Origin of the sequence: Sphingomonas sp. Leaf23, from assembly GCF_001421585.1 — a bacterium.
Classification (GTDB): domain Bacteria; phylum Pseudomonadota; class Alphaproteobacteria; order Sphingomonadales; family Sphingomonadaceae; genus Sphingomonas.
Genome location: NZ_LMKR01000003.1, coordinates 471,876 through 495,703, shown reverse-complemented (window position 1 = coordinate 495,703; position 23,828 = coordinate 471,876). Strand labels below are relative to the sequence as shown.

Annotated in this window: 24 protein-coding genes and 1 pseudogene; 21 read left to right on the top strand and 4 right to left on the bottom strand. The window is 67.9% G+C overall.

What is annotated here, in order from left to right; genetic code table 11:
* Genes ASE67_RS10630 through ASE67_RS10620 form a run of 3 tightly spaced genes read left to right on the top strand, consistent with a single transcriptional unit; the run spans nt 1 to nt 1,594 of the window.
* On the top strand, nt 1-483 hold the full coding sequence (locus tag ASE67_RS10630) for a UPF0262 family protein (protein WP_055760555.1): 483 nt from the start codon (nt 1-3) through the stop codon (nt 481-483).
* Nucleotides 483-1,151: a GH25 family lysozyme gene (locus ASE67_RS10625; protein ID WP_055760551.1), complete on the top strand. Its 669-nt coding sequence runs from the start codon at nt 483-485 to the stop codon at nt 1,149-1,151. The genes ASE67_RS10630 and ASE67_RS10625 overlap by 1 nt, the downstream gene beginning before the upstream one ends.
* Complete coding sequence (locus tag ASE67_RS10620) at nt 1,148-1,594, top strand: cytidine deaminase (protein WP_055760549.1); 447 nt, start codon at nt 1,148-1,150, stop codon at nt 1,592-1,594. The genes ASE67_RS10625 and ASE67_RS10620 overlap by 4 nt, the downstream gene beginning before the upstream one ends.
* Nucleotides 1,595-1,605: 11 nt before the next feature.
* On the opposite strand, the gene ASE67_RS10615 is transcribed toward ASE67_RS10620, so the two are convergent.
* Nucleotides 1,606-2,364, bottom strand: a complete 759-nt coding sequence (locus ASE67_RS10615; protein WP_055760547.1) for a MerR family transcriptional regulator — start codon at nt 2,362-2,364, stop codon at nt 1,606-1,608.
* A 112-nt stretch (nt 2,365-2,476) separates the two neighbouring features.
* Between ASE67_RS10615 and dcd the strand changes: the two genes are divergently transcribed.
* Together dcd and ASE67_RS10605 are read left to right on the top strand one after the other, a co-directional pair.
* On the top strand, nt 2,477-3,031 hold the full coding sequence (gene dcd / locus ASE67_RS10610) for a dCTP deaminase (RefSeq protein ID WP_055760544.1): 555 nt from the start codon (nt 2,477-2,479) through the stop codon (nt 3,029-3,031).
* A 2-nt stretch (nt 3,032-3,033) separates the two neighbouring features.
* Complete coding sequence (locus ASE67_RS10605) at nt 3,034-3,255, top strand: hypothetical protein (RefSeq protein ID WP_055760541.1); 222 nt, start codon at nt 3,034-3,036, stop codon at nt 3,253-3,255.
* Here ASE67_RS10605 and ASE67_RS10600 read toward each other — a convergent pair.
* Nucleotides 3,201-5,366 (bottom strand): ComEC/Rec2 family competence protein, encoded by a 2,166-nt coding sequence (locus ASE67_RS10600; protein WP_443025567.1) that lies wholly within the window; start codon nt 5,364-5,366, stop codon nt 3,201-3,203. The two genes, ASE67_RS10605 and ASE67_RS10600, sit on opposite strands and share 55 nt — an antisense overlap.
* A gap of 63 nt (nt 5,367-5,429) precedes the next feature.
* Here ASE67_RS10600 and gltX point away from each other — a divergent pair, with 63 nt between their 5' ends.
* The 16 genes and pseudogenes from gltX to ASE67_RS10520 all read left to right on the top strand — a co-directional run bounded on the left by gltX (nt 5,430) and on the right by ASE67_RS10520 (nt 21,314).
* Entirely contained in the window at nt 5,430-6,860 is a 1,431-nt protein-coding gene (gene gltX / locus ASE67_RS10595) for a glutamate--tRNA ligase (protein ID WP_055761591.1), read from the top strand.
* An 18-nt stretch (nt 6,861-6,878) separates the two neighbouring features.
* Complete coding sequence (locus tag ASE67_RS10590) at nt 6,879-8,162, top strand: citrate synthase (RefSeq protein WP_055760535.1); 1,284 nt, start codon at nt 6,879-6,881, stop codon at nt 8,160-8,162.
* A gap of 1 nt (nt 8,163) precedes the next feature.
* Nucleotides 8,164-8,370 (top strand): hypothetical protein, encoded by a 207-nt coding sequence (locus ASE67_RS10585; protein ID WP_055760532.1) that lies wholly within the window; start codon nt 8,164-8,166, stop codon nt 8,368-8,370.
* A gap of 286 nt (nt 8,371-8,656) precedes the next feature.
* On the top strand, nt 8,657-8,965 hold the full coding sequence (locus ASE67_RS10580) for an STAS domain-containing protein (protein WP_082457059.1): 309 nt from the start codon (nt 8,657-8,659) through the stop codon (nt 8,963-8,965).
* Nucleotides 8,962-9,330 carry a response regulator gene (locus tag ASE67_RS10575; protein WP_055760525.1) on the top strand — a complete coding sequence of 123 codons (369 nt, stop codon included), beginning with the start codon at nt 8,962-8,964 and terminating at the stop codon, nt 9,328-9,330. The genes ASE67_RS10580 and ASE67_RS10575 overlap by 4 nt, the downstream gene beginning before the upstream one ends.
* A complete protein-coding gene (locus ASE67_RS10570; RefSeq protein WP_055760522.1) occupies nt 9,327-11,306 on the top strand; it encodes a chemotaxis protein CheA in 1,980 nt (659 codons plus the stop codon). Before ASE67_RS10575 ends, ASE67_RS10570 begins: the two co-directional genes overlap by 4 nt.
* Nucleotides 11,293-11,808 carry a chemotaxis protein CheW gene (locus tag ASE67_RS10565; protein WP_055760519.1) on the top strand — a complete coding sequence of 172 codons (516 nt, stop codon included), beginning with the start codon at nt 11,293-11,295 and terminating at the stop codon, nt 11,806-11,808. Before ASE67_RS10570 ends, ASE67_RS10565 begins: the two co-directional genes overlap by 14 nt.
* A gap of 43 nt (nt 11,809-11,851) precedes the next feature.
* Complete coding sequence (locus ASE67_RS10560; protein WP_235511871.1) at nt 11,852-13,630, top strand: methyl-accepting chemotaxis protein; 1,779 nt, start codon at nt 11,852-11,854, stop codon at nt 13,628-13,630.
* Nucleotides 13,627-14,106 carry a chemotaxis protein CheW gene (locus tag ASE67_RS10555; RefSeq protein WP_055760512.1) on the top strand — a complete coding sequence of 160 codons (480 nt, stop codon included), beginning with the start codon at nt 13,627-13,629 and terminating at the stop codon, nt 14,104-14,106. The genes ASE67_RS10560 and ASE67_RS10555 overlap by 4 nt, the downstream gene beginning before the upstream one ends.
* A gap of 88 nt (nt 14,107-14,194) precedes the next feature.
* A pseudogene (locus ASE67_RS10550) lies at nt 14,195-15,683 on the top strand (methyl-accepting chemotaxis protein); the annotation flags it as partial.
* A gap of 1 nt (nt 15,684) precedes the next feature.
* On the top strand, nt 15,685-16,374 hold a 690-nt coding region (locus tag ASE67_RS10545), incomplete at its 5' end, for a methyl-accepting chemotaxis protein (RefSeq protein ID WP_235511870.1).
* 72 nt (nt 16,375-16,446) lie between these two features.
* The gene (locus ASE67_RS10540; RefSeq protein WP_055760506.1) at nt 16,447-17,295 is read left to right on the top strand and encodes a CheR family methyltransferase; all 849 of its coding nucleotides are present in this window, start codon (nt 16,447-16,449) and stop codon (nt 17,293-17,295) included.
* A gap of 1 nt (nt 17,296) precedes the next feature.
* A complete protein-coding gene (locus ASE67_RS10535; RefSeq protein WP_055760503.1) occupies nt 17,297-18,373 on the top strand; it encodes a protein-glutamate methylesterase/protein-glutamine glutaminase in 1,077 nt (358 codons plus the stop codon).
* A 45-nt stretch (nt 18,374-18,418) separates the two neighbouring features.
* Nucleotides 18,419-20,116, top strand: coding sequence for a hypothetical protein (locus ASE67_RS10530; RefSeq protein WP_055760500.1), 1,698 nt, complete (start codon nt 18,419-18,421; stop codon nt 20,114-20,116).
* Between the two features lie 56 nt (nt 20,117-20,172).
* Nucleotides 20,173-20,754, top strand: a complete 582-nt coding sequence (locus tag ASE67_RS10525) for a biliverdin-producing heme oxygenase (protein ID WP_055760496.1) — start codon at nt 20,173-20,175, stop codon at nt 20,752-20,754.
* Nucleotides 20,755-20,798: 44 nt separating this feature from the next.
* Nucleotides 20,799-21,314 (top strand): hypothetical protein, encoded by a 516-nt coding sequence (locus ASE67_RS10520; RefSeq protein ID WP_055760493.1) that lies wholly within the window; start codon nt 20,799-20,801, stop codon nt 21,312-21,314.
* A gap of 42 nt (nt 21,315-21,356) precedes the next feature.
* On the opposite strand, the gene ASE67_RS10515 is transcribed toward ASE67_RS10520, so the two are convergent.
* Nucleotides 21,357-22,736: a PAS domain-containing sensor histidine kinase gene (locus ASE67_RS10515; RefSeq protein ID WP_055760490.1), complete on the bottom strand. Its 1,380-nt coding sequence runs from the start codon at nt 22,734-22,736 to the stop codon at nt 21,357-21,359.
* Nucleotides 22,733-23,827: a DUF2336 domain-containing protein gene (locus ASE67_RS10510; RefSeq protein WP_055760488.1), complete on the bottom strand. Its 1,095-nt coding sequence runs from the start codon at nt 23,825-23,827 to the stop codon at nt 22,733-22,735. Before ASE67_RS10510 ends, ASE67_RS10515 begins: the two co-directional genes overlap by 4 nt.
* Nucleotide 23,828 lies beyond the last annotated feature (1 nt).

Genomic DNA, 23,828 nt, shown 5'->3' with positions numbered 1-23,828 from the left:
ATGGCCGACCCGCGGATCATCGATGTCACCCTGGACGAGCGCACGATCCTGTGGCGCAGCGCCGATATCGAGCAGGAACGCCGCATCGCGATCTTCGACCTGCTGGAGGCGAATCACTTCGCCCCGCAGCGTGCGACGCCGGACAATTATGCCGGCCCGTATCGCATTGCGCTGTCGGTGCCCGAGGGGCGGCTGGCGATCGATATTTCGCGTGAGGACGGCACGCTGGTCGAAACGCTGGTGCTGGGCATGGCGCGGCTGCGTCGCCCGATCCGCGATTATTTCGCGATCTGCGACAGCTATTACAAAGCCATCCGCCAGGCGACCCCGCACGAGATCGAGACGATCGACATGGCCAGGCGCGGCATCCACAACGACGCGGCCGAGGCGCTGCGCGAACGGCTGGACGGCAAGGTCGAGATCGATTTCGACACCGCCCGCCGGCTGTTCACCCTGATCTGCGTGCTGCATATCAAGGGATGATGCGTAATCGGTTGATCCTGGGCGCGCTGGCTATGCTGGCGATCGCGGCCGTCGTGGCATGGCGCTGGTCGGTCGGCTGGCAGCCCGATGCCACCCGCTATCCGGTGCAAGGATTAACGGTCGCAGCCGGCGACGGCGCGATCGATTGGGGCATGCTGAAGGCACGCGGCGCGGACTTCGCGTTCGTCACCGCGTCGAACGGCACGAAGCGCGATCCGGCGTTCGAGGCGAACTGGAACGGCGCGCACGATGCCGGCCTGCGCCACGGCGCGCTGCACGTCTTTTCGCTGTGCGAGCCGACCGCCGATCAGGTGACCGCCTACCTGACCACCGTCCCGCGGGCCGCCGATGCGCTGCCCGCCGCCCTCGCGCTCGACTTCACCGATGGCTGCGACGCGCAGCCTACCCGCGCGCAGGTGTTGACCGCCATTCGCGGATTCCTCGGCCCCGCCGAATATCATGACGGCCGGCCGATGATGCTGCGCATCTCGCCCGCGTTCGAGCGCGAGTATCGCGTGAGCGAGGCGATCGTCCGTCCGCTCTGGGCGACCAGCCGTTTCTTCGAACCCGATTATCTGGCGCGGCCATGGCGGATGTGGCAGGCGAACCCCGCGCGCAACGTCGATGGCGTCGCCCATCCTGTCGCCTGGAGTGTAGCCGCCCAATGACCGAACCCGCCCAGTTGATCGAGGCGGCCCGTGCCGCCGCCGCCCACGCCCACGCACCCTATTCGCGCTTCGCGGTCGGGGCCGCGCTGCTGATGGAAGACGGGTCGATCGTCACCGGCGCGAACTTTGAAAATGCCAGCTACGGCCTGTCGCTGTGCGCGGAGACGGTGGCGATCGCCAGCGCGTCAGCCGCAGGGCGTCTGCGGCAGATCGTCGCGGTCGGCGTGATCGGCGGTGCGATGGACGCGAGCGGCAGACCGACCGGCACGATGCCGGTCAGCCCTTGCGGCCGCTGTCGCCAGGTCATCAATGAGGCGGCGCAGATGGGCGGCCGCGACCTCCCCGTCTACTGCGGTGCCGCCGAGGGGGACGCCATGCGGACCTACCGATTGTCGGAATTGCTGCCCGACGCCTTCGGGCCAGCCGATCTGGGGATCGGCTGACCCCGACGGGCTTAGCCGGCGCGTGCGCGACCGGCCGCCTGTACGAATTGCCACACGTCGGACGAGAAGCCCGGATCGGCCTGCCCATCCCAGTCGGCGCGCGCATCGTGGAGCCGCGATGCACCGGCCATCATGTCCGGCGTCGCGACGGCCGCGAACGGTGCCAGCAGCGCCTCCCATTCCCGGAGATACCCCTGGGCAACATCGGACGCCGGGTCCATCGGCAGCGCTGCCGCGATCCGCTGTCCCAGGTCCGCCCATTGCGCCTGATAGGCAGCTTGGTCGAAATCGGGCGGCAACGCGGCCATCCGTTCGCCCCATTGCGCCTGTTGTTCGGCGGTGAAGTGGCGATCGACCACCGCCCTCCATTCGTTCGTCGTCATGGCATTTCCCTTTCGAATCAGCGAGCAAAGTGTCGCGACGTCGATGCGCTCGCCGGCATCGATGCGGGACTGGATGGAGCTCAGGAGGTCGGCGGTGTCGGCCAGCGCGGCGCGCTGCGCCTCGACGGCAGCCTGCTGCGCCGCGATCATCGCACCGAGCCGAGCGTCAGGCCGGTCGAGCAGCTGCCCGATCGCCGCCAACGTGAATCCCGCCCGCTTGAGCGCGACGATCGCGTGAAGCCGTTCGAGTTCCCCGGCGCCAAAGACGCGGCGCCCGCTTGCCGTCCTGAGCGGCCGGATCAGCCCGCGCGCTTCATAAAAGCGCAACGCCCGGCTGGTCAGGCCGGTGGCGGCGGCGACGTCGGCGATGTCGAGCAGATTGGTCATGGGCGAACCCTACCGCTTGACGCAGCGTCAACTGCAAGCCCCATCTTGACGATGCCGCTTGCCCTGTACCCGCGATCCGGCAATGGAGCCGGCAGCAGCAAAGGGGTAATTGATGAGCATCCTGTCGGACCATTGGATTCGCGAGACGGCGCTGGCGACGGGAATGATCGAACCCTTCGTCGAATCGCAGCGGCGCGAAGGCTGCATCAGCTACGGCCTGTCGTCCTATGGCTATGACGCGCGGGTTTCGGACGAGTTCAAGATCTTCACCAATGTCGACTCGGCCGTGGTCGATCCGAAGGACTTTGCCCAGAACAGCTTCGTCGATCGAAAGACCGATGTGTGCATCATCCCGCCGAACAGCTTTGCACTGGCCCGCACCGTCGAATATTTCCGTGTTCCCCGCGACGTGCTGGTCATCTGCCTCGGCAAATCGACCTATGCGCGCTGCGGCATCATCGTGAACGTGACCCCGCTGGAACCGGAATGGGAAGGGCACGTCACGCTGGAGTTTTCCAACACCACGCCGCTGCCCGCCAAGATCTATGCGAACGAGGGCGCGTGCCAGTTCCTGTTCCTGAAGGGCGACCAACCCTGCGGCACCAGCTATGCCGACCGCGCAGGCAAATATATGGGCCAGCGCGGCGTGACCCTGCCGCGGCTCTGACGATGATCGGTCGAGACTGGACCGGGCGGAGCTTCGTCGTCCGGTCGACGGCGTTGCTGCCGATCCTCGCGCTGCTCGCACCGAAGCTGCCGCTGCCCTGGGCCTTCGGGATCGGCATTACCCTGATCGGCTGGTTCGCGTTCGTCTGCGCGCGGGTGGCGATCAACGATCATCGCCGCGCGTCGGAAACCCCGCCGTTCCGGCCGTTCCGCCGCTCGCGATAGGGCAAGCGCGGCGGGGCGATCGTTGCCGGCACCTCCCACGGGTGCTTCCCACCGCCCCGCACCGTCGTCACCCGCCCGGTCGCCAGCGTTACCGCCACGCCACCGGTGCGCGCCAGCATCGCGCGGTCGAGCTTCAGCCAGCGTGGGGTGCATTTGTCGGGCAACCGCCGTTCGCTGACCACGATATCGGCACGGGCACAGGCCGCGACCAGTTCGGCCCATGGCACTGCATAGCCGCTGCGGGTGGCGAGGATCGTCCACACTCGCCCGCCCGCCCGTCGCCGCGCGATGCACAGGTCCGGGCTGCACCGCGCGCCGGGCTGTTCGGATAGCGGCGGGAGTTCGCCGATCACCCCGCCGCCCTCGCCCAGTGTCGACCGCACATAGTCCCCCGCCCGGTCGCGCAGGATCGCCATGCCGCCATCGTCTGTCGCCAGCGCCAGATGCCGCCCATCGCCGGTCACCAGCAGGTCGGGCGCGGGCGTCGCCAACGCCCAGACCGCTCCCGCGATCAACGGCACCACGCCCCAGCGCCGCCATGGCGTCCGCCACAGCGCGATCCACAACCCGCCCGCGACCATCAGCCCAAACGCCCCGTCGGGCATCGCCGGCAGCGCCGCGACCGATCCGGGGGCCGATGCGACGCGGTGCGCGATCCACAGCAGCAGCGCCAGCGAGCGCTCGACCGCCCACCACGCCGCCCCCCCGAGCCCAACCGGATCGAGCAGCAGCGCCAGCGCCTCCAGCGGCATGGTGACGAAGGTCGTGAGCGGGATCGCGACGATATTGGCCAGCGCGCCGTACAGCCCGGCGGTGTGGAAATGATACAGCCCGATCGGCATCAACGCCGCCTCGACCGCAACGCCGGTCAGCAGCAGCGACCCCAGTTCACGCAGCAACCGCCAGCCGATCGGCTCCTCCCGCTTCAGGAACCAGCCGCGCACGCCCGGATGCTCGTGCAGGGCGACGATCGCGGTGACGGCGGCAAAGCTCAGCTGGAAACTCGGCCCGGCCAGCGATTCCGGCAGGACCAGCAGCACCAGCAACGCGCCCGTCGCGATCATCCTGAGCGTGATCGCCTCGCGCCCCAGCGACAGCGCCGCCAGCACCAGCAGCGCGGCGATGCACGACCGCACCGTCGGCACGTCCGCACCCGACAACCACGTATAGAACAGCGCGGCACAGGCGCCCGCCCCCGCCGCCACGACCGGCAACCGCACCCGGAGCGCCAGCGGCGGGAATAGCGCGAGAAGCTTCAGCACCAGCGTCATCGTTGCGACGACGACCGCGGTCACATGCAGCCCGCTGATCGACAACAGGTGCGCCAGGCCCGACCGCCGCATCGCCTCGGCATCCGCTTCGGTGATCGCCCCCCGGTCGCCGGTGACGAACGCGGCGGCGATTCCGCCGGTGCTGCCCTCCACCCGCGACAGGATATGATCGGTCAGCCGGTCGCGCAGTGCCGCATTGCCCGGATCGCCCGCCGCGACGACCCGCACCGGCGCAAAGCCGCGCCCGGTCGCGCCCAGCCCCTGAAACCACGCCGCCCGCGCAAAGTCATAGGCACCCGGCACGGCAGCGGTCGGCGGCGGCATCAACCGCGCCCTGAGCGCGATCCGCGCGCCCGGCACGACGCCTGCGGGCATATCCTTTTCGGACAGGTTGACGCGAATGCGCGGCGGCAGCCCGGCCGTGATATCGGGCCTGAGCGTCAGCCGCACCGCCTCGCGCGCCGGCAGCGGCTCGACCCGTTCGACCACCCCCGCGAACGCCACCACCACCGGCCGGGCGAGCACCGGCGCGGCGACCCGCTCGGCCCGCCACCACACCATTGCACAGCCCAGCATTGCCAGTATTCCGGCCATCGTCACCGCCCGCGCGGTACGCGTACCCCATGGCAGCATGGCCCCGGCAAACGCGATCGACAGCGCGAGCAACAGGAACGCGGCCCACGCCCCCTGCCCCGGCAACAGGAACCATGCCGCGATTCCCACCCCCAGCGCGACCGGCATCCACAGCGGCAATTGCCCCCGTTCGGCCTCCGCCAGCGCCTCCATGCAGCCAAGGAACCGATGCGGGGGGCGCACGGTTTGAAGCGTGCCGGGCAGCATGCTAGGGGCGGTCGCGGCTGAATGGGCCATCATGTTTCACCCGATGTCTGGGGGTATCCGCGCTTGGGCGCAACCAATTCCGCGACGCCTGTCGTCACCCGTTTCGCGCCGTCCCCGACGGGCTTTCTGCATATCGGCGGCGCGCGCACCGCGCTGTTCAACTGGCTCTATGCCCGTCGCCATGGCGGTCGCTTCCTGCTGCGTATCGAAGATACCGATCGCGCGCGTTCGACCCAGCCGGCGATCGATGCGATCCTCGACGGGATGCGCTGGCTTGGCCTCGACTGGGACGGCGATGCCGTGTTCCAGTTCGCCCGTGCCGACCGCCATGCCGCCGTGGCGCACCAGCTGCTCGACGCCGGCCATGCCTATCGCTGCTATGCGAGCCCTGAGGAACTGACGGCACTGCGCGAGGAACAGCGCGCCGCCGGCAAGCCGATCCGCTATGACGGCCGCTGGCGCGACCGCGCGCCCGAGGATGCGCCGGAAGGCGCGCCGTTCGTCGTCCGGCTGAAAGCACCCAAGGAAGGCTCGGTCACGATTTCGGACCAGGTGCAGGGTGACGTGACCGTCGCCAATGCCGAGCTGGACGATTTCGTGCTGCTGCGTTCGGACGGCACGCCGACCTATATGCTGGCGGTCGTCGTCGACGACCACGACATGGGCGTGACCCACGTCATCCGCGGTGACGATCACCTCAACAACGCCTTCCGCCAGCTCGCGCTGATCCGCGCGATGGACGCGGTCGAGGGCGGCTGGCCCGATCCGGTCTATGCCCATGTGCCCCTCATCCACGGTGCCGATGGTGCCAAGCTGTCCAAGCGCCACGGCGCGCTGGGCGTCGAAGCCTATCGCGACGAACTGGGTGTCCTGCCCGAAGCGCTGAACAACTATCTGCTGCGTCTGGGCTGGGGCCACGGTGATGAAGAGATCATCAGCCGCGAGCGCGCGACCGAGGTGTTCGACCTGTCGGGCGTCGGGCGTTCGCCGTCGCGGTTCGATACGAAGAAGCTGCTGAACCTCAACGGCCATTACATCCGCGAGGCCGACGATGCGCGCCTGACCGATCTGGTCGCGCAGCGTTTGCCCGAGGGGATCGACCGCAATCTGCTGCAGCGCGCCATGCCGGTGCTGAAGGTCCGCGCCGCCGACATCAACGAACTGGCGGCCAATGCGGCGTTCTTCTTCCGCTCCCGCCCCCTCGCGATGGACGATGGCGCGACCGCACTGCTGACGCCGGACGCCCGCGCGATCCTCACGCAGTTGCACGCCAAGCTTGACGCACTCGCAGCATGGGATACGGAGACGATCGAAGCTGCGGTACGCGAAGTGGCGGAGGCGGCGGGGTTGAAGCTGGGTGCCGCCGCGCAACCGCTTCGCGCCGCGCTGACGGGTTCGCGCACCTCACCGGGGATTTTCGACGTGCTGGCCCTCTTGGGCCGCGACGAAAGCCTGGGCCGCATCGAAGACCAGATGGCCACATCGGCCGCATAACGTAACAGGAGACGCCGAATGGCCGAAGACGCTAAGCTGCAGGTTGCGGGCAAGGACGTCCAATTTCCGGTACGGTCGGGCACCATCGGTCCCGACGTGATCGACATCCGCAAACTGTATGCGCAGACCGGCACCTTCACCTACGATCCGGGCTTCACCTCGACGGCCAGCTGCGACTCGGCGCTGACCTATATCGACGGTGACGAAGGCGTGCTGCTGCACCGCGGCTATCCGATCGGGCAGCTGGCCGAAGAGTCGAGCTTCATGGAAGTCGCCTATCTGCTGCTGAACGGCGAACTGCCCTCGGGCGACGAGCTGACCAAGTTCACCGGCACGATCACGCGCCACACCATGCTGCACGAACAGCTGGCCGGCTTCTATCGCGGCTTCCGTCGCGACGCGCACCCGATGGCGGTGATGTGCGGCGTCGTCGGCGCACTGTCGGCCTTCTATCACGATTCGACCGACATCACCGATCCGCACCAGCGGATGATCGCGTCGCATCGCCTGATCGCAAAGATGCCGACGATCGCCGCGATGGCGTACAAGTACAGCGTGGGGCAGCCGTTCATCTATCCGAAGAACGACCTAAGCTACACCGGCAACTTCCTGCGCATGACCTTCGGCGTTCCCGCCGAAGAATATGAGGTGAACCCGGTCGTCGAAAAGGCGCTGGACCGCATCTTCATCCTGCACGCCGACCACGAACAGAATGCATCGACCTCGACCGTGCGTCTCGCCGGTTCGTCGGGCGCCAATCCGTTCGCCTGCATCGCGGCGGGCATCGCCTGCCTGTGGGGTCCGGCGCATGGCGGCGCGAACGAAGCCGCGCTCAACATGCTGCGCGAAATCGGCACGCCCGACCGCATTCCGGAATATATCGCCCGTGCCAAGAACAAGGACGATCCGTTCCGCCTAATGGGCTTCGGTCACCGCGTTTACAAAAACTACGATCCGCGCGCGACTGTGATGCAGAAGACCGTGCGCGAAGTGTTCGATTCGCTGGGCGTCAACGATCCGGTGTTCGAAACCGCGCTGCAGCTGGAGGAAATCGCGCTCAACGACGATTACTTCCGCGAGAAGAAGCTGTTCCCGAACGTCGATTTCTACTCGGGCGTCATCCTGTCGGCGATCGGGTTCCCGACCACGATGTTCACCGCGCTGTTCGCCCTTGCCCGCACCGTCGGCTGGGTCGCGCAGTGGAACGAGATGATCTCGGACCCCGAGCAGAAGATCGGCCGTCCGCGTCAGCTCTATACCGGCCCGACGCAGCGCGACTACGTGCCCGTGGGTCAGCGCTGAGATGCGCATCGTCCGGCGCACGCTGATGATCGTTGGCGCGATCCTCGCGTTCGTCGGACTGTTCTGGCTGGGTCAGGGGATGGGTGTCATCCGCTGGCCCGCCAGTTCGTTCATGATCGACCAGTATCTGTGGGTCGTAACCGGATCGGTGGTCGGCGCGCTCGGCCTGTTGCTGGTCCTGATCGCGCGCCGCCTGCCGCGCCGTTGATCGGCCGTTCCCGAGTCGCGGGCTGAATCGAGTTCGACCGAAATCGATTGCGCCCCGGAAATTTTGCCGCGCGTCTGATTAATTTCGACGTGTCCCCGCCGGCCCGACTGGCGTGACATGCGACCTGCCGCGCAGCCGATTTGCGCAAGGCATGGTTAATGCTGGCAATTTTGCCGGCGCGCATTTTGCGCCATCCCCGGCGCCCGTTCGTGCCCCAAACACCGCACTTAAATCGATATTAAGCGCTGTGTGCGACGTAGACCCTGTTCCTTGGGGTCGAAATCGTATGACGTCTACCTTCTCCCTTCCCGATGCGCTGTGCATGACCACGGTCGCCGCCGTGGCCGACGACCTGCGCGCATTGCCGCTGGACGGCGATGTCGTGCTCGACGTCTCGGCCCTCGCCGCACCTGATCTGAGCGTCGTGCAGCTCATCCACAGCCTTCGCCTCGAAGCCGGCGCGCAGGGCGGCGACGTCCGCCTGTCCGCCCCGGCCGGCGAGGCGCTGACCGCCCTCCTTCACCGCGCCGGCTTCAGCGACGCGATGACCCCCGACGACAATGCCTTCTGGTTCCACGGAGTCCCGCTACAATGACCGCTTCCATTCTCGCCGTCGATGATTCCGCCAGCCTGCGCATGGCGATCCGTATCGCGCTGACCGGTGCCGGCTATACCGTGACCGAGGCCGGCGACGGGGTAGAGGGTCTGGCAAAGGCCACGTCGACGAAGTTCGACATGATCGTCACCGACCTGAACATGCCGAACATGGACGGCCTCGCCATGATCCGCGAACTGCGAAAGCAGCCCGCGCAGGCCGGCGTGCCGATCATCTTCCTGACGACCGAGTCCGACCCGGAAATGAAGAACCAGGCCAAGGCCGCCGGTGCGACCGGCTGGCTGGTCAAGCCGTTCGTGCCGGACCAGTTGGTGAAGGTCGCGCGCAAGGTGCTGGGCCGATGAGCGGCGACGATCCGATCGCCGCCTTTCGCGTGGAGGCGGGCGAGGTCCTCGATGCCGTCGAACAGGGGCTGCTCGACCTCGGCCATGACCTTGGCAATGTCGATCTGGTCAACGCCGTCTTTCGCGGGCTGCACACGCTGAAGGGTTCGGGCGCGATGTTCGGCTTCGACGCGCTCGCCGGCTTCACCCACCACTGCGAAACCGCGTTCGACCGGGTGCGCAAGGGGCAGGTCCCGGCGACCGCCGCCCTCGTCTCGGTCATCCTGTCGGCGCAGGACCATATGCGCGCGCTGGTCGATGGCGATGCGCCGAAGGCGGAGGGCGACGCGATCCTCGCCCGGCTGCAGGCCGCGATCGACGAAGCGTCGGGCACCGCCCCCGCCGCGCCCACCGCACCGGTTGCCGCAAAGCGCACTGGTTGGCAGGTGTCGTTCAAGCTGCCGGTCGACGCGATGGCCAACGGCACCAACCCGCTGATGCTGCTCGACGAGCTGCGCGAGCTGGGCGAGGCAACCATCGTCGCGCGCACCGACGCCATTCCGCCGCTGTCGCAGCTGGTACCGACCGAATGCCATGTCGGCTGGGACGTGACCCTGATCGGCGACATCAAGCGCGACGATATCGAGGACGTGTTCATCTTCGTGATGGACGACATGGAGCTGACCATCGAACCGCTCGCGGTCGATGCGGAAGACGTACCCGCCGTCGCAGCGCCGATCGCCGTCGTGGAAGAACCCGTAATGGCAGTGCCCACCGCCGCACCGACCACCGACAGCCCCGCCGCCCGGTCGACCGCCAAGGCGGAAGAGAGCGTCCGCGTGCCCGCCGGCCGGCTCGATGCGCTGATGGACCGGGTCGGCGAACTGGTGATCGCGCAAAGCCGCCTGTCGCAGCTGGCCCATCGTGGGCAGGATCTGGTGCTGCGTTCGGTCTCCGAAGAGATCGAACGGCTGGCAGGCGAACTGCGTGAGACCATGATGGTGTTGCGCATGGTCCCGGTCGGATCGCTCTTCTCGCGCTTCCGCCGCCTGATCCACGACCTGTCGCGCGACACCGGCAAGACGATCGAGTTCGAAACCGAAGGCGAAGCGACCGAGGTCGACAAGACCGTGATCGAACGCCTGTTTGATCCGATGGTCCACCTGATCCGCAACAGCTGCGACCACGGGCTGGAGACGCCCGAAGACCGCGCCACCGTTGGCAAGCCCGCCGCCGGCACCGTCCGTCTGGCCGCACATCAGGCCGGGGGTGAGGTCGTCATCACCATCCGCGACGACGGCCGGGGCATCAACCGCGCCCGCGTGCGCGCCAAGGCAGAGGCAAATGGCCTGATCCAGCCCGACCAGGCGCTGAGCGACCACGACCTGCTGCAGATGATCTTCGCGCCCGGCTTCTCGACTGCGGCGACCGTCACCAACCTGTCGGGCCGGGGGGTCGGCATGGACGTGGTGAAGCGCACGATCGAAGGGTTGCGCGGGTCGATCGATGTCCAGTCGACCGAGGGTGAGGGATCGTTGATCGCGCTGCGCATTCCGCTGACGCTGGCGATCATCGACGGCCTGCTCGTGCGGGTCGGCACGGGCCGCTACGTCATTCCGCTGACCGCGGTCGAGGAATGCATCGAGCTGTCGCTGGAGGATGACCTGCGCCATCGCGGCCGCAGCCTCATCACGCTGCGCGAAAAGCTGGTGCCGTTCCTGCGCCTGCGCGAAATGTTCGCCACCGACACCCGGCCCGATCCGTTCCAGAAGATCGTGGTCGTCGCCACGCCGCAGGGGCGCGTCGGGCTGGTCGTCGATCAGATCATCGGTAACCACCAGACCGTCATCAAGCCGATGTCGGCGCTGCATCAAGGTGCCGCGACCTTTGCCGGCGCGACGATCCTCGGCGACGGCGAGGTCGCGCTGATCCTCGACATCGCCCAGCTGATCGCGCTCGGCCAACCGCATGAGGAGACGCTGCGTGCAGCCGGATAACGTGCAACCGGCCACCGTGCCGTGGAATCAGGATCGCCAGCTGGAGGTCCTTGTCTTCGACCTTGGCGGGCAGAGCTTTGCGCTGGAAGCGGTGCTGGTCCGCGAAATCCTCGACATGATGCCCGAAACGCGGGTGCCGGGCGCACCGCCGCTGGTCGGCCATGTCGTGAATTTCCGGGGGCGGATCATCCCGCTCGCCAATCTGCATCTCGCCTTTGGCATGGACCTGCCCACGACGACGCCCGACAGCCGGATCGTCGTGATCGAGATCGAGCTGAACGGCGAGGCGATGATGGTCGGCCTGCGCACCGACAAGGTGCACGAAGTCGCCACGTTCGATGCGGCCACCAGCGAGGGGGCGCCCGTAGTCGGGCTGCGCTGGCGCCGGGACTATGTGCGGACGCTGGTCCGGCATGGCGACGATATCGTGGTGCTGCCCGATCTGGACGCCATTTTCCAGACGATTGCCCGCCGCGACCTGGCGGCGGCAGCCATCAACTAACCATCCCGGGGGGGGGATCAGCCAAATGCGTGCAACGATAAAAATGAAACTTGCCGTCACGTTCGGGGTCGTGCTGGCGCTGCTGGCGGGCATCGTCGCGCTCAGCATGACGAAGATGTCGGCCATGAACACGAACATCGTCGAGGTTATCGACGGGCCAGCCGCCCGACAGGTGCGCAATCTCACCATCAAGGTGAAATTGAACGAGATGGTCCGCCTTGAGAAGAACATGGCGCTGACGAACGACCTCGAATTGACCAAGCAACTCGACCAGGAATCGCAGGCTAAGGCGGCAGAAATCGATCCGCTGATCCTGACCGCTACGCAAAGCTCCACGCCGCAGTCGAAAGCGGACTGGGCCAGCTTAACTGCCGTCTGGAACGACTATAAGAATATCAACCAGCAGATTCGGACATTTGCCCTCGCGAACAACAACGCGGATGCCGCCGCGCTCTCGCTCAGCAAGTCGCGCGAGATGATGAAGAAGATGTCGCAGTCCATCGACACGCTTGTCGATCGCAGCAACGTGCGGATGGCGGAATCGAAGGAAGCGACCGCAGCGGAATACACCGATGCCCGCAACCTGCTCATGACCGTTGCCATTGCCGCCCTGTTTATCGCCATCGGCGGTGCGCTGTGGATCAGCATGATCGTGTCGAAGGGGTTGAAGCGGGTCGGCATCGCGCTGGACGCGGTGGCGGTCGGTGATCTCGATCAGGAAGTGACCGTCACCAGCAACGACGAGATCAAGGATCTGGTCGACACGGTGAACCGCATGACGGTCGCGCTGCGCAAGTCGGCGGCACTGGCGGACCAGATCGCACAGGGCGACCTGACAGTCGACCACACGCCTGCCTCGGACAAGGACAAGCTGGGCCACGCGCTGGTATCGATGGTCGAGCGGCTGCGTAGCGTCGTCGGCGATGCATCGGTCGCGGCGGATAACGTCGCCGCCGGCAGCCAGGAACTGTCCGCATCGTCCGAACAGGTGAGCCAGGGCGCAACCGAGCAGGCCGCCGCTGCCGAGGAAGCCTCCGCGTCGATGGAACAGATGGCCGCCAACATCAAACAGAACGCCGACAATGCCGCCCAGACCGAAAAGATCGCCCGCCAGTCGTCGAAGGATGCCGAAGCCAGCGGTGTCGCGGTGGACAAGGCGGTCGTCGCGATGCGCACCATCGCCCAGAAGATCGGCATCGTGCAGGAAATCGCGCGGCAGACCGACCTGCTGGCGCTGAACGCCGCGGTCGAGGCGGCCCGTGCCGGCGAACATGGTCGCGGCTTCGCGGTCGTCGCTTCGGAAGTGCGCAAGCTCGCCGAGCGCAGCCAGACCGCCGCTGCCGAAATCAGCGCGGTGTCGGGCGACACGGTGCAGGCCGCGGCACAGGCCGGCGAGATGCTGACCAAGCTGGTCCCCGACATCCGTCGTACCGCCGAACTGGTGTCGGAAATCAGCGCCGCCTGCCGTGAACAGGATATCGGCGCGAGCCAGATCAATCAGGCGTTGCAGCAGCTCGACACCGTGACGCAGCAGAATGCGTCCGCGTCGGAACAGATCACCTCGACCTCCGAGGAACTGGCCGGACAGGCGAACGAGCTGCAGCAGAGCATCGCCTTCTTCCGCGTGGAACAGACCCATCACGCCCGCAAGCCGGCCGCGACGCGCAAGCCGACGGCCCGCACCAAGGCACCGGCCGCCGCGCCACGTCCAAAGGTGAACACGATCGCCGACCAGCAGAACCGCGTACGCGGCTTCGCCCTCGACCTGTCGCAGGGCGGGCCGGACAGCGACGACGCCGCATTTGGAGCAGCAGCAGCATGACCGATACTACACCGATGCAGGTCGTTACCTTCGGCCTGGGCGACGAAGTGTTCGCCGTGCCGGTGACCATGGTTCGCGAAATCCTCGACTATCGCCCTGCCTTTCGCGTGCCGAACGGCCCGGCGTGGATGCTCGGCATCACCGACGTCCGGGGACAGGGCGTACCGATGATCGACCTCCGGATGCGGCTTGGCCTGACGCCGGTCGAACCGACGCTGGCCACCCGCGTGCTGATCGTCGACGTGATGCTGGCCGACCGCATGCTCTCGCTGGGGCTGGTGGTCGACCGGGTGATCGCGGTCGCCAGTTTCGAACGCGACCGGCTGGAATCCGCGCCCGATATCGGGCTGCGCTGGCGATCCAATTATATCGCCGGCGTGGTGCGCGAACCGGACGGCTTCGTCGTGGTGATCGACGCTGCGGAGGTCTTCTCCAACGACGACTCCGCGATCGAAACCATCGCCGCCGCCGCCTGACCCCCCTTCGACGCGTCGCACCCGGCGGCGGGATGCGACGCGGCCATCGATCCGCCGCTGGCCAAAACAAGAAAAGAGGATGTCCGTCATGTCGATGCTGTCGCAGTTCAAACGCACCTCCCGGCCCGTCGCGGCGATCGCCGAAATCCACGCGCTTACCCGGTCGATCGCCGCAGGCGACCTGTCGCAGCGACTGCGCGAGGATGTGGCGACCGACGAGGCGCGCGACCTGCTGGCGGCGGTCAACGCCCTGCTCGACACCGCGCTGGCGCCGGTCGGCCAGCTCGACGCGGCGATGGCGCATGTCGTGGCCGAACATGATCGTGGCGAGATCGACGTCCTGCTGGCACCCGACAGCCTTCCCGGCGATGTCGGGCGGATCGCGGGTCAGGTGAACCGGCTGGTCGGATCGCATATCGATACGAAGAAGGCGGCGATGGGGTGCATCCGCGAACTGGCCAATGGCCATTTCGACGCACCCTTCGCGCAACTTCCCGGCAAGAAGGCGTTCCTGAACGACACGATCGAAACGCTGCGCGGCAATCTGCGCACGCTGATCGCCGAGATGAACCACATGTCGGACGAACATGATCGCGGCGACATCGACGTTGTGGTCGCCGTCGACAAATTTCCCGGCGATTTCCGGACCATGGCCGCCGGTATCAACACGATGGTCGCCGGCCATATCGCGGTGAAGAAAAAGGCGATGGCCTGCCTCAAGGCGTTCTGCGAAGGCGATTTCGACGCAACGCTCGAACCCTTCCCCGGCAAAAAGGCGTTCATCAACGACACCATCGAAACGCTGCGCGCCAATTTCCGGCAGATTTCGGGCGAGATCCAGCGCCTGATCGGTGCGGCGACCGACGGCCGGCTGACCGAACGCGGCGACGCGGCCCGGTTCGCCGGCGACTATGCGGCGATGGTCGCGGGGATCAACGGGATGCTCGACGCGATCCTCCTGCCGATCGCCGAGGGCAACCGCGTGCTCGATCGCGTCAGCACCGGCGACCTGACCAGCCGGGTCGAGATCGCCTGCGACGGCGATCACCAGCGGATGAAGGACGCGATCAACCGCCTCGTCGACAATCTGTCGAAATTCGCGAACGAGGTCGCATCCGCCTCCGACCAGGTCGCTGCCGGCAGCCAGCAGCTCTCGTCGTCGTCCGATCAGGTGAGCGAAGGGGCGAGCGAACAGGCCGCCGCCGCCGAAGAAGCCTCCGCATCGATGGAGGAGATGGCCGCCAACATCAAACAGAACGCCGACAATGCCGCGCAGACCGAAAAGATCGCGCGCCAGTCGTCGAAGGATGCCGAAGCCAGCGGCCTCGCGGTCGACCGCGCCGTCTCCGCGATGCGCACCATCGCCGACAAGATCGGCATCGTGCAGGAAATCGCCCGCCAGACCGACCTGCTGGCGCTGAACGCCGCGGTCGAGGCAGCACGCGCCGGCGAACATGGTCGCGGCTTCGCGGTTGTGGCTTCGGAAGTGCGCAAGCTTGCCGAGCGCAGCCAGAGTGCGGCCGCCGAAATCAGCGCGGTATCGGGCGAGACGGTCGAGGCGGCGGCACAGGCCGGCGNGCCAGCGGCCTCGCGGTCGACCGCGCCGTCTCCGCGATGCGCACCATCGCCGACAAGATCGGCATCGTGCAGGAAATCGCCCGCCAGACCGACCTGCTGGCACTGAACGCCGCGGTCGAGGCGGCACGCGCCGGCGAACATGGGCGCGGCTTCGCGGTCGTCGCCTCCGAAGTGCGCAAGCTCGCCGAACGCAGCCAGAGCGCGGCGGCCGAGATCAACGCCGTCTCGTCCGACACGGTAAAGGCCGCCGGCCAAGCGGGCGAGATGTTGACCAAGCTGGTGCCCGACATTCGCCGCACCGCCGAACTGGTGTCGGAAATCAGCGCGGCATGCCGCGAACAGGATATCGGCGCGAGCCAGATCAACCAGGCGCTGCAACAGCTCGATTCCGTGACCCAGCAGAACGCGTCGGCATCCGAAGAGATTTCGTCGACCGCCGACGAACTGGCGGGCCAGGCGGAGGAGCTGCAAGCCAGCATCGCCTTCTTCCGGCTGGCCAACGCTCCGGCGGCGGCCGCCCCCGCTACGCCCCGTGCACCGGCCAAGGTCAAGGCGAAGAAGCCCAAGGCACCGGCCAAGGCCCGCACCGGCAGCATCGCCGACCAGCAATCCCGCGTCCGCGGCTTCGCACTCGACCTGTCGCAAGGCGGCTTCGACGACGAGGACGCAGATTTCGGCCGGGCGGCCTGATCGCCGCCCTGCCCCCTACCCGACCCGACGACAGGATCGTCGTCACCGCGTCGACCGATTGGAATTCGCCTGATGTCCGCACTACTCGCCCCGTCCCCCGATCAGGACCGGCTCAGCCCGCACAAGTTCGCGCGGCTGTCGGCGCTGATCTTCGACCAGACCGGGATCAAGATGCCCGCGACCAAGGCGACGATGTTGCAGGGCCGGTTGCAGCGGCGGCTGCGCGAGGTCGGCATCGCCTCGCTGGATGCCTATTGCGACCATCTGTTCGACGGCAGCGCCGATCCGGACGAAATGGTCCACCTCATCAATGCGGTGACGACCAACAAGACCGATTTCTTCCGTGAACCGGGCCATTTCGATTTCATGACGCAGACGGCGCTGCCGACGCTGGCGGATGCCGGCCGGCGTCGCATCCGGGCATGGAGCGCTGCCTGCTCGACCGGGGCCGAACCCTATACGATGGCGATGGTGCTCGATCAGTTCGCGCAGAAGAGCGGGATCGATTACGGCATTCTCGCGACCGACATCGACACCGCCGTGCTCGAAACGGCCCGGCGTGGCATCTATCCGGCGGAACTGGTCGAACCGGTGCCGGCAATGCTCCGCCAGCGCTATGTCGCCACCTCGCGCGACCGGGATTCGAACCAGGTGCGCATCGTGCCTGCGCTGCGCTCGGCGATCGGCTTTGCCCGGCTGAACCTGATGGATGCCCGCTATCTGGTCGGCGAACCGATGGACATCATCTTCTGCCGCAACGTGCTGATCTATTTCGACAAGGAAACGCAGGAGCGCGTCGTCCGCCGGCTGTGCGACAACCTGCGTCCCGGCGGCTTCCTGTTCCTCGGCCATTCGGAATCGATCGCCGGCATGGACCTGCCGGTGAAAACCGCGTCCTACACCGTCTTCACGAAGGACTGACATGGCCAAGATCCGCGTCCTCATCATCGACGACAGCGCCAGCGTCCGCCAGGCGATGACGGCGATCCTGAGCGAAGACCCCGCGATCGAAGTGATCGCCGCCGCCGCCGATCCCTTTGCCGCTGCGCGCTGCATCCAGGAGGAGGTGCCCGACGTCATCACGCTGGACGTCGAAATGCCGCGAATGGACGGCGTGACCTTCCTGCGCAAGCTGATGAGCCAGAAGCCGATCCCGGTGGTGATGTGTTCGTCGCTGGTCGAGGAAGGGTCGGAAACGCTGCTCCAGGCGCTGGAGGCGGGCGCGGTCGACGTCATCCTGAAGCCGCGCATGGGGGTCGCCGATCACCTGAACGACGCCAAGATGCGTATCCGCGAAACGGTGAAGGGCGCAGCGCGCGCGCGGCTGCGCAGCCGCCCCGCCGCCAGCCGGCTGAGCGCGCCCGCCGCCAAGCTGACCGCCGATGCGGTGCTGCCGCCGCCCACGGGCCGCGCGATGAGCCGCACGACCGAAATGGTCGTCTGCATCGGCGCATCGACCGGCGGGACCGAAGCCCTGCGCGAGGTGCTGGAGGCGCTGCCCGCCAATTCGCCGGGCATCGTCATCGTGCAGCATATGCCCGAAAGCTTCACCCGCGCCTTTGCCAAGCGGCTGAACGGGCTGTGCCAGGTCGATGTGAAGGAGGCCGAGGACGGCGATACCGTCATGCGCGGCCATGTCCTGATCGCGCCGGGCGGCCTGCGCCACATGATGTTGGAACGACAGGGTGCGCGCTATGTCGTGGCGGTCAAAGAAGGGCCGTTGGTTTCGCGCCATCGCCCCTCGGTCGACGTGCTGTTCCGCTCCGCCGCGCGCAACGCCGGGTCGAACGCGGTCGGCATCATCATGACCGGCATGGGCGACGACGGCGCGCGCGGCCTGCTGGAAATGAAGCAGACCGGCGCGCGCACCTTCGCGCAGGACGAGGCGACGTCGGTCGTGTTCGGCATGCCCAAGGAAGCGATCGCCCGCGGCGCGGCCGACCGGGTGATCCCGCTTGGCGCCATTGCCCGCGAATTGTTGCAGGCGACCGCCCGATGACGCTCGCGCCGCGCCCTGCCTACCCACCCGTTCAGGACTGACGCCATGCAGTATATCCGCATCGATACCGACCATGCGCAGGCGATCGACCTGTCCGACCTGAAACGCTCGCTGGCACTGGTCGCCGCCGGCATGGACGCGCGCTTCGTCCGCGCCGGGACTACGCTCGCCACCGCGATCGAGACGATCGACCGCATCATAACCTCGATCGACGGGGTGACCGGTGCGCTCGACGAAAGCGTCGCCGGCATCGCCGTGTCGAGCCTGAAGTCGGTTTCCGGACAGCTCGACGCGCTGCCGGTGGTGCAGGCGGGTCGCGAGGCCGACATGGCCCGGATCAGTGCCGCGTCGCGCGTGCTGCGCGACCATGTGATGGACATGCGACAGGCGCTGCGCGTGCTCCATATCTATGGCATGAACATCAAGATCGCGGCCTCGGGCGAAGCGGCTTTCGTGGGCTTCGTCAATGACATGGGGCAACGTCTTGCCACCGGTGAAGAGCATCTCGAAGGATTCCTCGCCAAGCTGAAGGAACTGTCGGGCAGCGTCGGCAGCGTGCAGCAGGCAGGTCGCCTGCTCGCCGCCGAAACGCGCAAGATCCTGCCCGCCGTGCCGGTGCGGCTGACCCGCGATGCCGATGCGCTCCACACCCATCTGGGCGATGTGGCGTCGATGGCGCGGCAGGTGGCGGAGATCGCGCGCACGGTACAGGGGCGCGTCGCCACCATGCTCGGCGCGTTGCAGGTCGGCGACAGCACCCGGCAGCGGCTGGAACATGTCGTCTCCGCGCTGCAACTGCTCGACGGGGCCGCGCATGCCCTGCCCAAAGCGACCCATGTCGAGGTCGCGGCGGTGGTCCACCGGCTGCTCGCCGCGCTGCTCGAAACCAGCGCCGCCGATTTCGACCGTGACGCTGCGATCCTGGTCTCCACGTTGAAGGCGCTCCAGCCCGACACGGCCGCACTGCTCGATTTGATCGAGGACGATGCCGGCCGTAACGGCCGTCCGTTCCTGATCCAGATCGAGGAAGCCGTCGGCGAAATCGCGGTCATCACCGTGCAGTTGCAGGAAGCGGACCAGCGGTCGGCGGCGATGCTGGGCCTCATCACCGAAACCGTCACCGAACTGACCGGGCGGCTCGAACAGCTGCAGCGCGTCCAGTTCAACGTGCAGGACATCGCGACCAACACCCGCCTGCTGTGCCGTCGCCACGGCGACTTGGGCAAGGCGGTGTCGGTCGTCGCGGGCGAAGTCGACATCTATGCCCATTCGCTGGGCAATGCGATGCGCGGCATCGGCCAGCCGATCCGCGAGCTGTCGGACGTCAACACGCTCCTCGCCGACAAGCGCGGCGCCGAGGGGGAAGGCGACATGGGCGGCAAGCTGTCGCAGGCGCTGGTCGTCATCCGCGAAGGGTGCCAGCGCACCGACATGGCCGTACGCGAAGGGGGCGACGATGCCCGGCAGCTGATCGAACTGCTGGCGATCGCAGGCGACGAGATCGGGGCCGAGTTGGAACTGGGCGCCACCATGCGGCAGGCGGCGATCGTCCTGTCGGCCACGCCGCCGGTCGATGCCCTGTCGGACGACGCCACCGCCGCGCTGGGCGAGCTGCTGCCGCGCATCTTCGCACTCTACACGATGGCGCAGGAACGCGACGTCCACACCGCCAATGTGCCCGCCGCCTTCGCGGTCGCCAGCGCGGTGGTCGAGGAGGATGACGACGACGACGGCCTGTTCTGACGGGTCGGCCGGGCGGCGCGGCTTTGCGCCCCCGGCCAAAGCGGTTAGGGTGGCGGGTGACCACCACCCCGCTCCCCAGCCGCTCGCAACGCCTGAAGGCCGCGACCGCCACGATCCATGACACGCTCGACCGCCGGATCATGGCGCTCGACCCCTTCTCCTCGACCGAACGCTATCTCCGCTTCCTGCGCGCCCAGCAGGCGTTCCATGCTGCGCTCGCACCGCTCTATGCCGCGCCACAGCTCTGGACGCTGATCCCCGACCTTGCCGAACGCGACCGGTCGGCAGCAATCGCGGCGGACCTTGCCGATCTCGGCGCGTCGGCACCGGTGGTGGCGGACGGCGATTCGGTTGAGCCTGTCGACATGTCGACCGCGCTCGGATGGCTGTATGTCGCCGAAGGATCGTCGCTCGGCGCGGCGTTCCTGCTGAAGGCCGCGCAACAGATCGGCCTGTCGACCGACCACGGCGCCCGCCACCTCGCCGGCCATCCCGAAGGCCGCGCGGCGCATTGGCGGCGCTTCACCGCACGGATCGACGCGGCGGACATGACGCCGGAGCAGGAAGACCGCATGATCGCCGCCGCCCGAGACGCCTTCGCCCGCTTCCGCGCACTGGCGGACGCCGCCTTTGCGTGACCAAGACGGTTCCGACCATGCGGACCAACCGCTAGGCTAAGCGTATGCTTTCCCTCGACGACCCGTATTGGAACGATTTGCAGCACGCGTACGGCGATGCCGGCGACGTGCCGGCGCTCCTGCGAACCTTGGCGTCCTCGCCCGGGCCAAAGGCGACGTACCAGGACGAGCCGTGGTTCAGCCTCTGGTCGAACCTGTGTCATCAGGGCGATGTCTACACCGCATCCTACGCGGCCGTTCCGCACGTGGTGCAGATCGCAAGCCAGGTGGCCGGGCCGGTGGATTGTGGATTTTTCCAGCTGCCCGCGGCAATCGAAGTCGCCCGCCGGACGGGGCGCGGACCCGACATTCCGGCAGCGCTGGTCAAAGCCTATCGGCTGTCCATCGAACGCCTGATGGAGATTGTCAGCCTCCAGCGTCACCACGCCTGGAATCAGCCGATGCTGCTATCCGCCGCCGCAGCGCAGGCGGTTGCCAAGGGCCATATCGATGTAGCGGAAGCGCTGCTGAACCTCGACACGGACTGGATTTCCCGGATCAATCGCGGCGAATTCGACTGAGCGTTCTGGGGTGGGTCGGACCCGTCCTTCCGGCCCACCCGCTCACGCTACCGCGTCGAACCGCCCCGGCAGCAACAGCACGAACCGCGCACCCTGCCCCGGTGCGCTGTCGACCAGGATGTCGCCGTGCATCGCCCGCGCCAGTCGCCGGGCGATGTAGAGGCCCAGGCCGCTGCCGCCCGCCTCGGTCGGGTCGACGCGGCCGAACTTCGCGAAGATGCGCTCCTGATCGGCGGCGGCGATCCCCTTGCCCTGATCGCCGACGATCACGCAGGCATCGTCGCCGTCGCGCTCCAGCCGGACCCACACCGTGCCGCCCGGCGGCGAATAGCGCACCGCATTGCCGATCAGGTTGACCAGGATCTGCAGCACCCGGCGGAATTCGCCATGCGCCGGCATCGCCTCGTCGAACGAGGGGCGGTCGATCCGCACATCGCCCTGCGCCGCGCGCACCGCCAGCAGGCCCGCCGCTCGCCGGGCGACGTCGGCGAGGTCCAGGTCCTCGATCGCCACCGCGAAATCGGCGCGCTCGATCGCCGACAAATCCTCCAGATCGTCGACCAGCCCCAGCAAATGCCGCCCGGCGCTGGCGATATCGGCGGCATAGGCGACATAATCGTCGCGCAGCGGCCCGTCGGTCTGCGCCGACATGCTGTCGGCATTGGCGATGATCCGACCCAGCGGATCGCGCAGCGCGCGGCCGATGCGGCGGCTGAACCCGTCGGGCAGGTCGGACGCGACCTCGGCCGGGTGCGCCTCCAGTTGCGGCGGCAGGTCACGCGCCGCGCCGTCGAAGCCGGCAAATTGCCCGGTCGCATCGACGCGCGGCACCGCCGACAGCCGGACGCGGTGCGCCGTGTCGCGGATCGCCGCTTCCTGCCCGTCGAACCAGCCTTGTGCCGCCAGAGCGCTCAGGATCGGAAAGCCGCCATCGCCATCGTCGTTCAGCGCGAACAGCCGCGTGATCGGCTGCCCCAGCACCCGCTGCGGATCGAAGCCCAACCGCGCGGCGGCATGGTCCGACACATGGGTCAGGTGCAGCGCGGCGTCGGTGGTCCACAGCCAGTCGGCATCGGAACGCAGGAAATCCACCTCACGCCGCCCGGCCGGTTCGGCCTCCCACGGCGCGCCTGCCTGCCAACCGCCGACTTCCAGCCGGATGCCCAGTTCGTCGGGTTCGGCGCGCACGGTCAGCGCAATGTCATCCTCGCCATCGGCGGCGACGATCGGACGGGTCAGCGCGATGCCCAGCCGCTGGACCAGCCGCACCAGCGCCGCGATCTGCGGCACGGCGATCGGCTGTCCGGGGCCGCCCCCCGCCCGCCGGTTCAGGTCGGCGAGACGCGGCTCGGCATCGAGCAGCAGCCCGTCCGCCGACAATCGCCCGATCGCGGGCGGCGCGCCGGGGCGATGGTCGTTCACGCCGCCGACCCCAGTGCCAGCATCGCCGCATGATAGTCGGCATCCAGCGCCATCGGGGCCAGTGCGACCCGCGCAGCCTCGGGCGTCACGTCCATGATGACGTCGATCCGGTCGGCAAAGCCCTCGATATCGCGCGCCGGTTCTGCTTCGGCCAGCGCGAAGCCGATCCGCGCGATCGTGGCGCGATCCACCGCCAGCGCGCGCAGCACGACCCACAGCCGTGCGCCATCGGGATCGATCACCAGGTCACGGACCCGCTCGAACGCCAGCCCGCTGGCCCGCGCGACCAGCGCGGTGAACAGCACCAGCCGCCCGTCGCCGATCGCCTCCGCCAGCAGCGGCGCGACCTCGTCGCCCTGCGGCTCGATCGCCTGTGCCAGCCGCATCGCTGCAACCTCCAGCGGGACCAGATCGCCCTGCGGTTCGATCGCCCGGCGTACCGATTCGGCCAGCGCCGCGTCGAGCAGCGCGATATCGCTGCCTGCGCCCGCCATGTCGCGCAGCGCCGCCGCGACCCACCATGCCAGCCGCGCCAGCAGCGGCCGGGCCAGCTCGACCGCCGCCGGAATCCCCTCGACCACGCTGCCCCGCCGCGACTGCGCGGCCAGCATCGCGACGGCGGCGGCCGCGACCAGCCGGTCGCTCGACTGCGCCAGCCGGGCGACCATCGTCGGCCCGTCGCCCCGGTCGGCGATCGTCACCGGCAGCCCTTGCGCGATCGCGTTCAGCCGGACCCGCGCGAACAGCTCGCCGAACAGCACCGGATCGCGGAACAGCCCGGCCCGAACCACGCGGTCGAACGGCGATCCCGCCGCGCGCAGCCCCTGCGCCAGCGTCGCCTGCCCGCGCGAGGTCAACAGCCGGATCGCATGGTCGCGCACCAGCGCGTCGACGCCGGTGATCGTCGTGCGCATCACCGTATCGAGCTGCGCGGCGGTGCGGTCGTCGATCCGCGCCTCGTCGGGCAGATGGAAATGGTCGGCCGCCGCGCGCAGCCGCCGGTGCCCCGCCCGCTCGGCCGCGGCGACATGGTCCAGCAGCAGGAGGGCGGCAGCGCTGGCTTCGCGGGGATCGATCGGCTCGATGGACATG

What these genes read in the sequence shown, in the direction of transcription:
- ASE67_RS10600 (WP_443025567.1), bottom strand. Translation starts at nt 5,366, where the DNA reads ATGCTGCCCGGCACGCTTCAAACCGTGCGCCCCCCGCATCGGTTCCTT.
- ASE67_RS10605 (WP_055760541.1), top strand. Translation starts at nt 3,034, where the DNA reads ATGATCGGTCGAGACTGGACCGGGCGGAGCTTCGTCGTCCGGTCGACG.
- ASE67_RS10530 (WP_055760500.1), top strand. Translation starts at nt 18,419, where the DNA reads ATGCAGTATATCCGCATCGATACCGACCATGCGCAGGCGATCGACCTG.
- ASE67_RS10620 (WP_055760549.1), top strand. Translation starts at nt 1,148, where the DNA reads ATGACCGAACCCGCCCAGTTGATCGAGGCGGCCCGTGCCGCCGCCGCC.
- ASE67_RS10615 (WP_055760547.1), bottom strand. Translation starts at nt 2,364, where the DNA reads ATGACCAATCTGCTCGACATCGCCGACGTCGCCGCCGCCACCGGCCTG.
- ASE67_RS10535 (WP_055760503.1), top strand. Translation starts at nt 17,297, where the DNA reads ATGGCCAAGATCCGCGTCCTCATCATCGACGACAGCGCCAGCGTCCGC.
- ASE67_RS10510 (WP_055760488.1), bottom strand. Translation starts at nt 23,827, where the DNA reads ATGTCCATCGAGCCGATCGATCCCCGCGAAGCCAGCGCTGCCGCCCTC.
- ASE67_RS10585 (WP_055760532.1), top strand. Translation starts at nt 8,164, where the DNA reads ATGCGCATCGTCCGGCGCACGCTGATGATCGTTGGCGCGATCCTCGCG.
- ASE67_RS10590 (WP_055760535.1), top strand. Translation starts at nt 6,879, where the DNA reads ATGGCCGAAGACGCTAAGCTGCAGGTTGCGGGCAAGGACGTCCAATTT.
- ASE67_RS10625 (WP_055760551.1), top strand. Translation starts at nt 483, where the DNA reads ATGCGTAATCGGTTGATCCTGGGCGCGCTGGCTATGCTGGCGATCGCG.
- ASE67_RS10580 (WP_082457059.1), top strand. Translation starts at nt 8,657, where the DNA reads ATGACGTCTACCTTCTCCCTTCCCGATGCGCTGTGCATGACCACGGTC.
- dcd (WP_055760544.1), top strand. Translation starts at nt 2,477, where the DNA reads ATGAGCATCCTGTCGGACCATTGGATTCGCGAGACGGCGCTGGCGACG.
- ASE67_RS10555 (WP_055760512.1), top strand. Translation starts at nt 13,627, where the DNA reads ATGACCGATACTACACCGATGCAGGTCGTTACCTTCGGCCTGGGCGAC.
- ASE67_RS10560 (WP_235511871.1), top strand. Translation starts at nt 11,852, where the DNA reads ATGAAACTTGCCGTCACGTTCGGGGTCGTGCTGGCGCTGCTGGCGGGC.
- ASE67_RS10520 (WP_055760493.1), top strand. Translation starts at nt 20,799, where the DNA reads ATGCTTTCCCTCGACGACCCGTATTGGAACGATTTGCAGCACGCGTAC.
- ASE67_RS10540 (WP_055760506.1), top strand. Translation starts at nt 16,447, where the DNA reads ATGTCCGCACTACTCGCCCCGTCCCCCGATCAGGACCGGCTCAGCCCG.
- ASE67_RS10575 (WP_055760525.1), top strand. Translation starts at nt 8,962, where the DNA reads ATGACCGCTTCCATTCTCGCCGTCGATGATTCCGCCAGCCTGCGCATG.
- ASE67_RS10570 (WP_055760522.1), top strand. Translation starts at nt 9,327, where the DNA reads ATGAGCGGCGACGATCCGATCGCCGCCTTTCGCGTGGAGGCGGGCGAG.
- ASE67_RS10630 (WP_055760555.1), top strand. Translation starts at nt 1, where the DNA reads ATGGCCGACCCGCGGATCATCGATGTCACCCTGGACGAGCGCACGATC.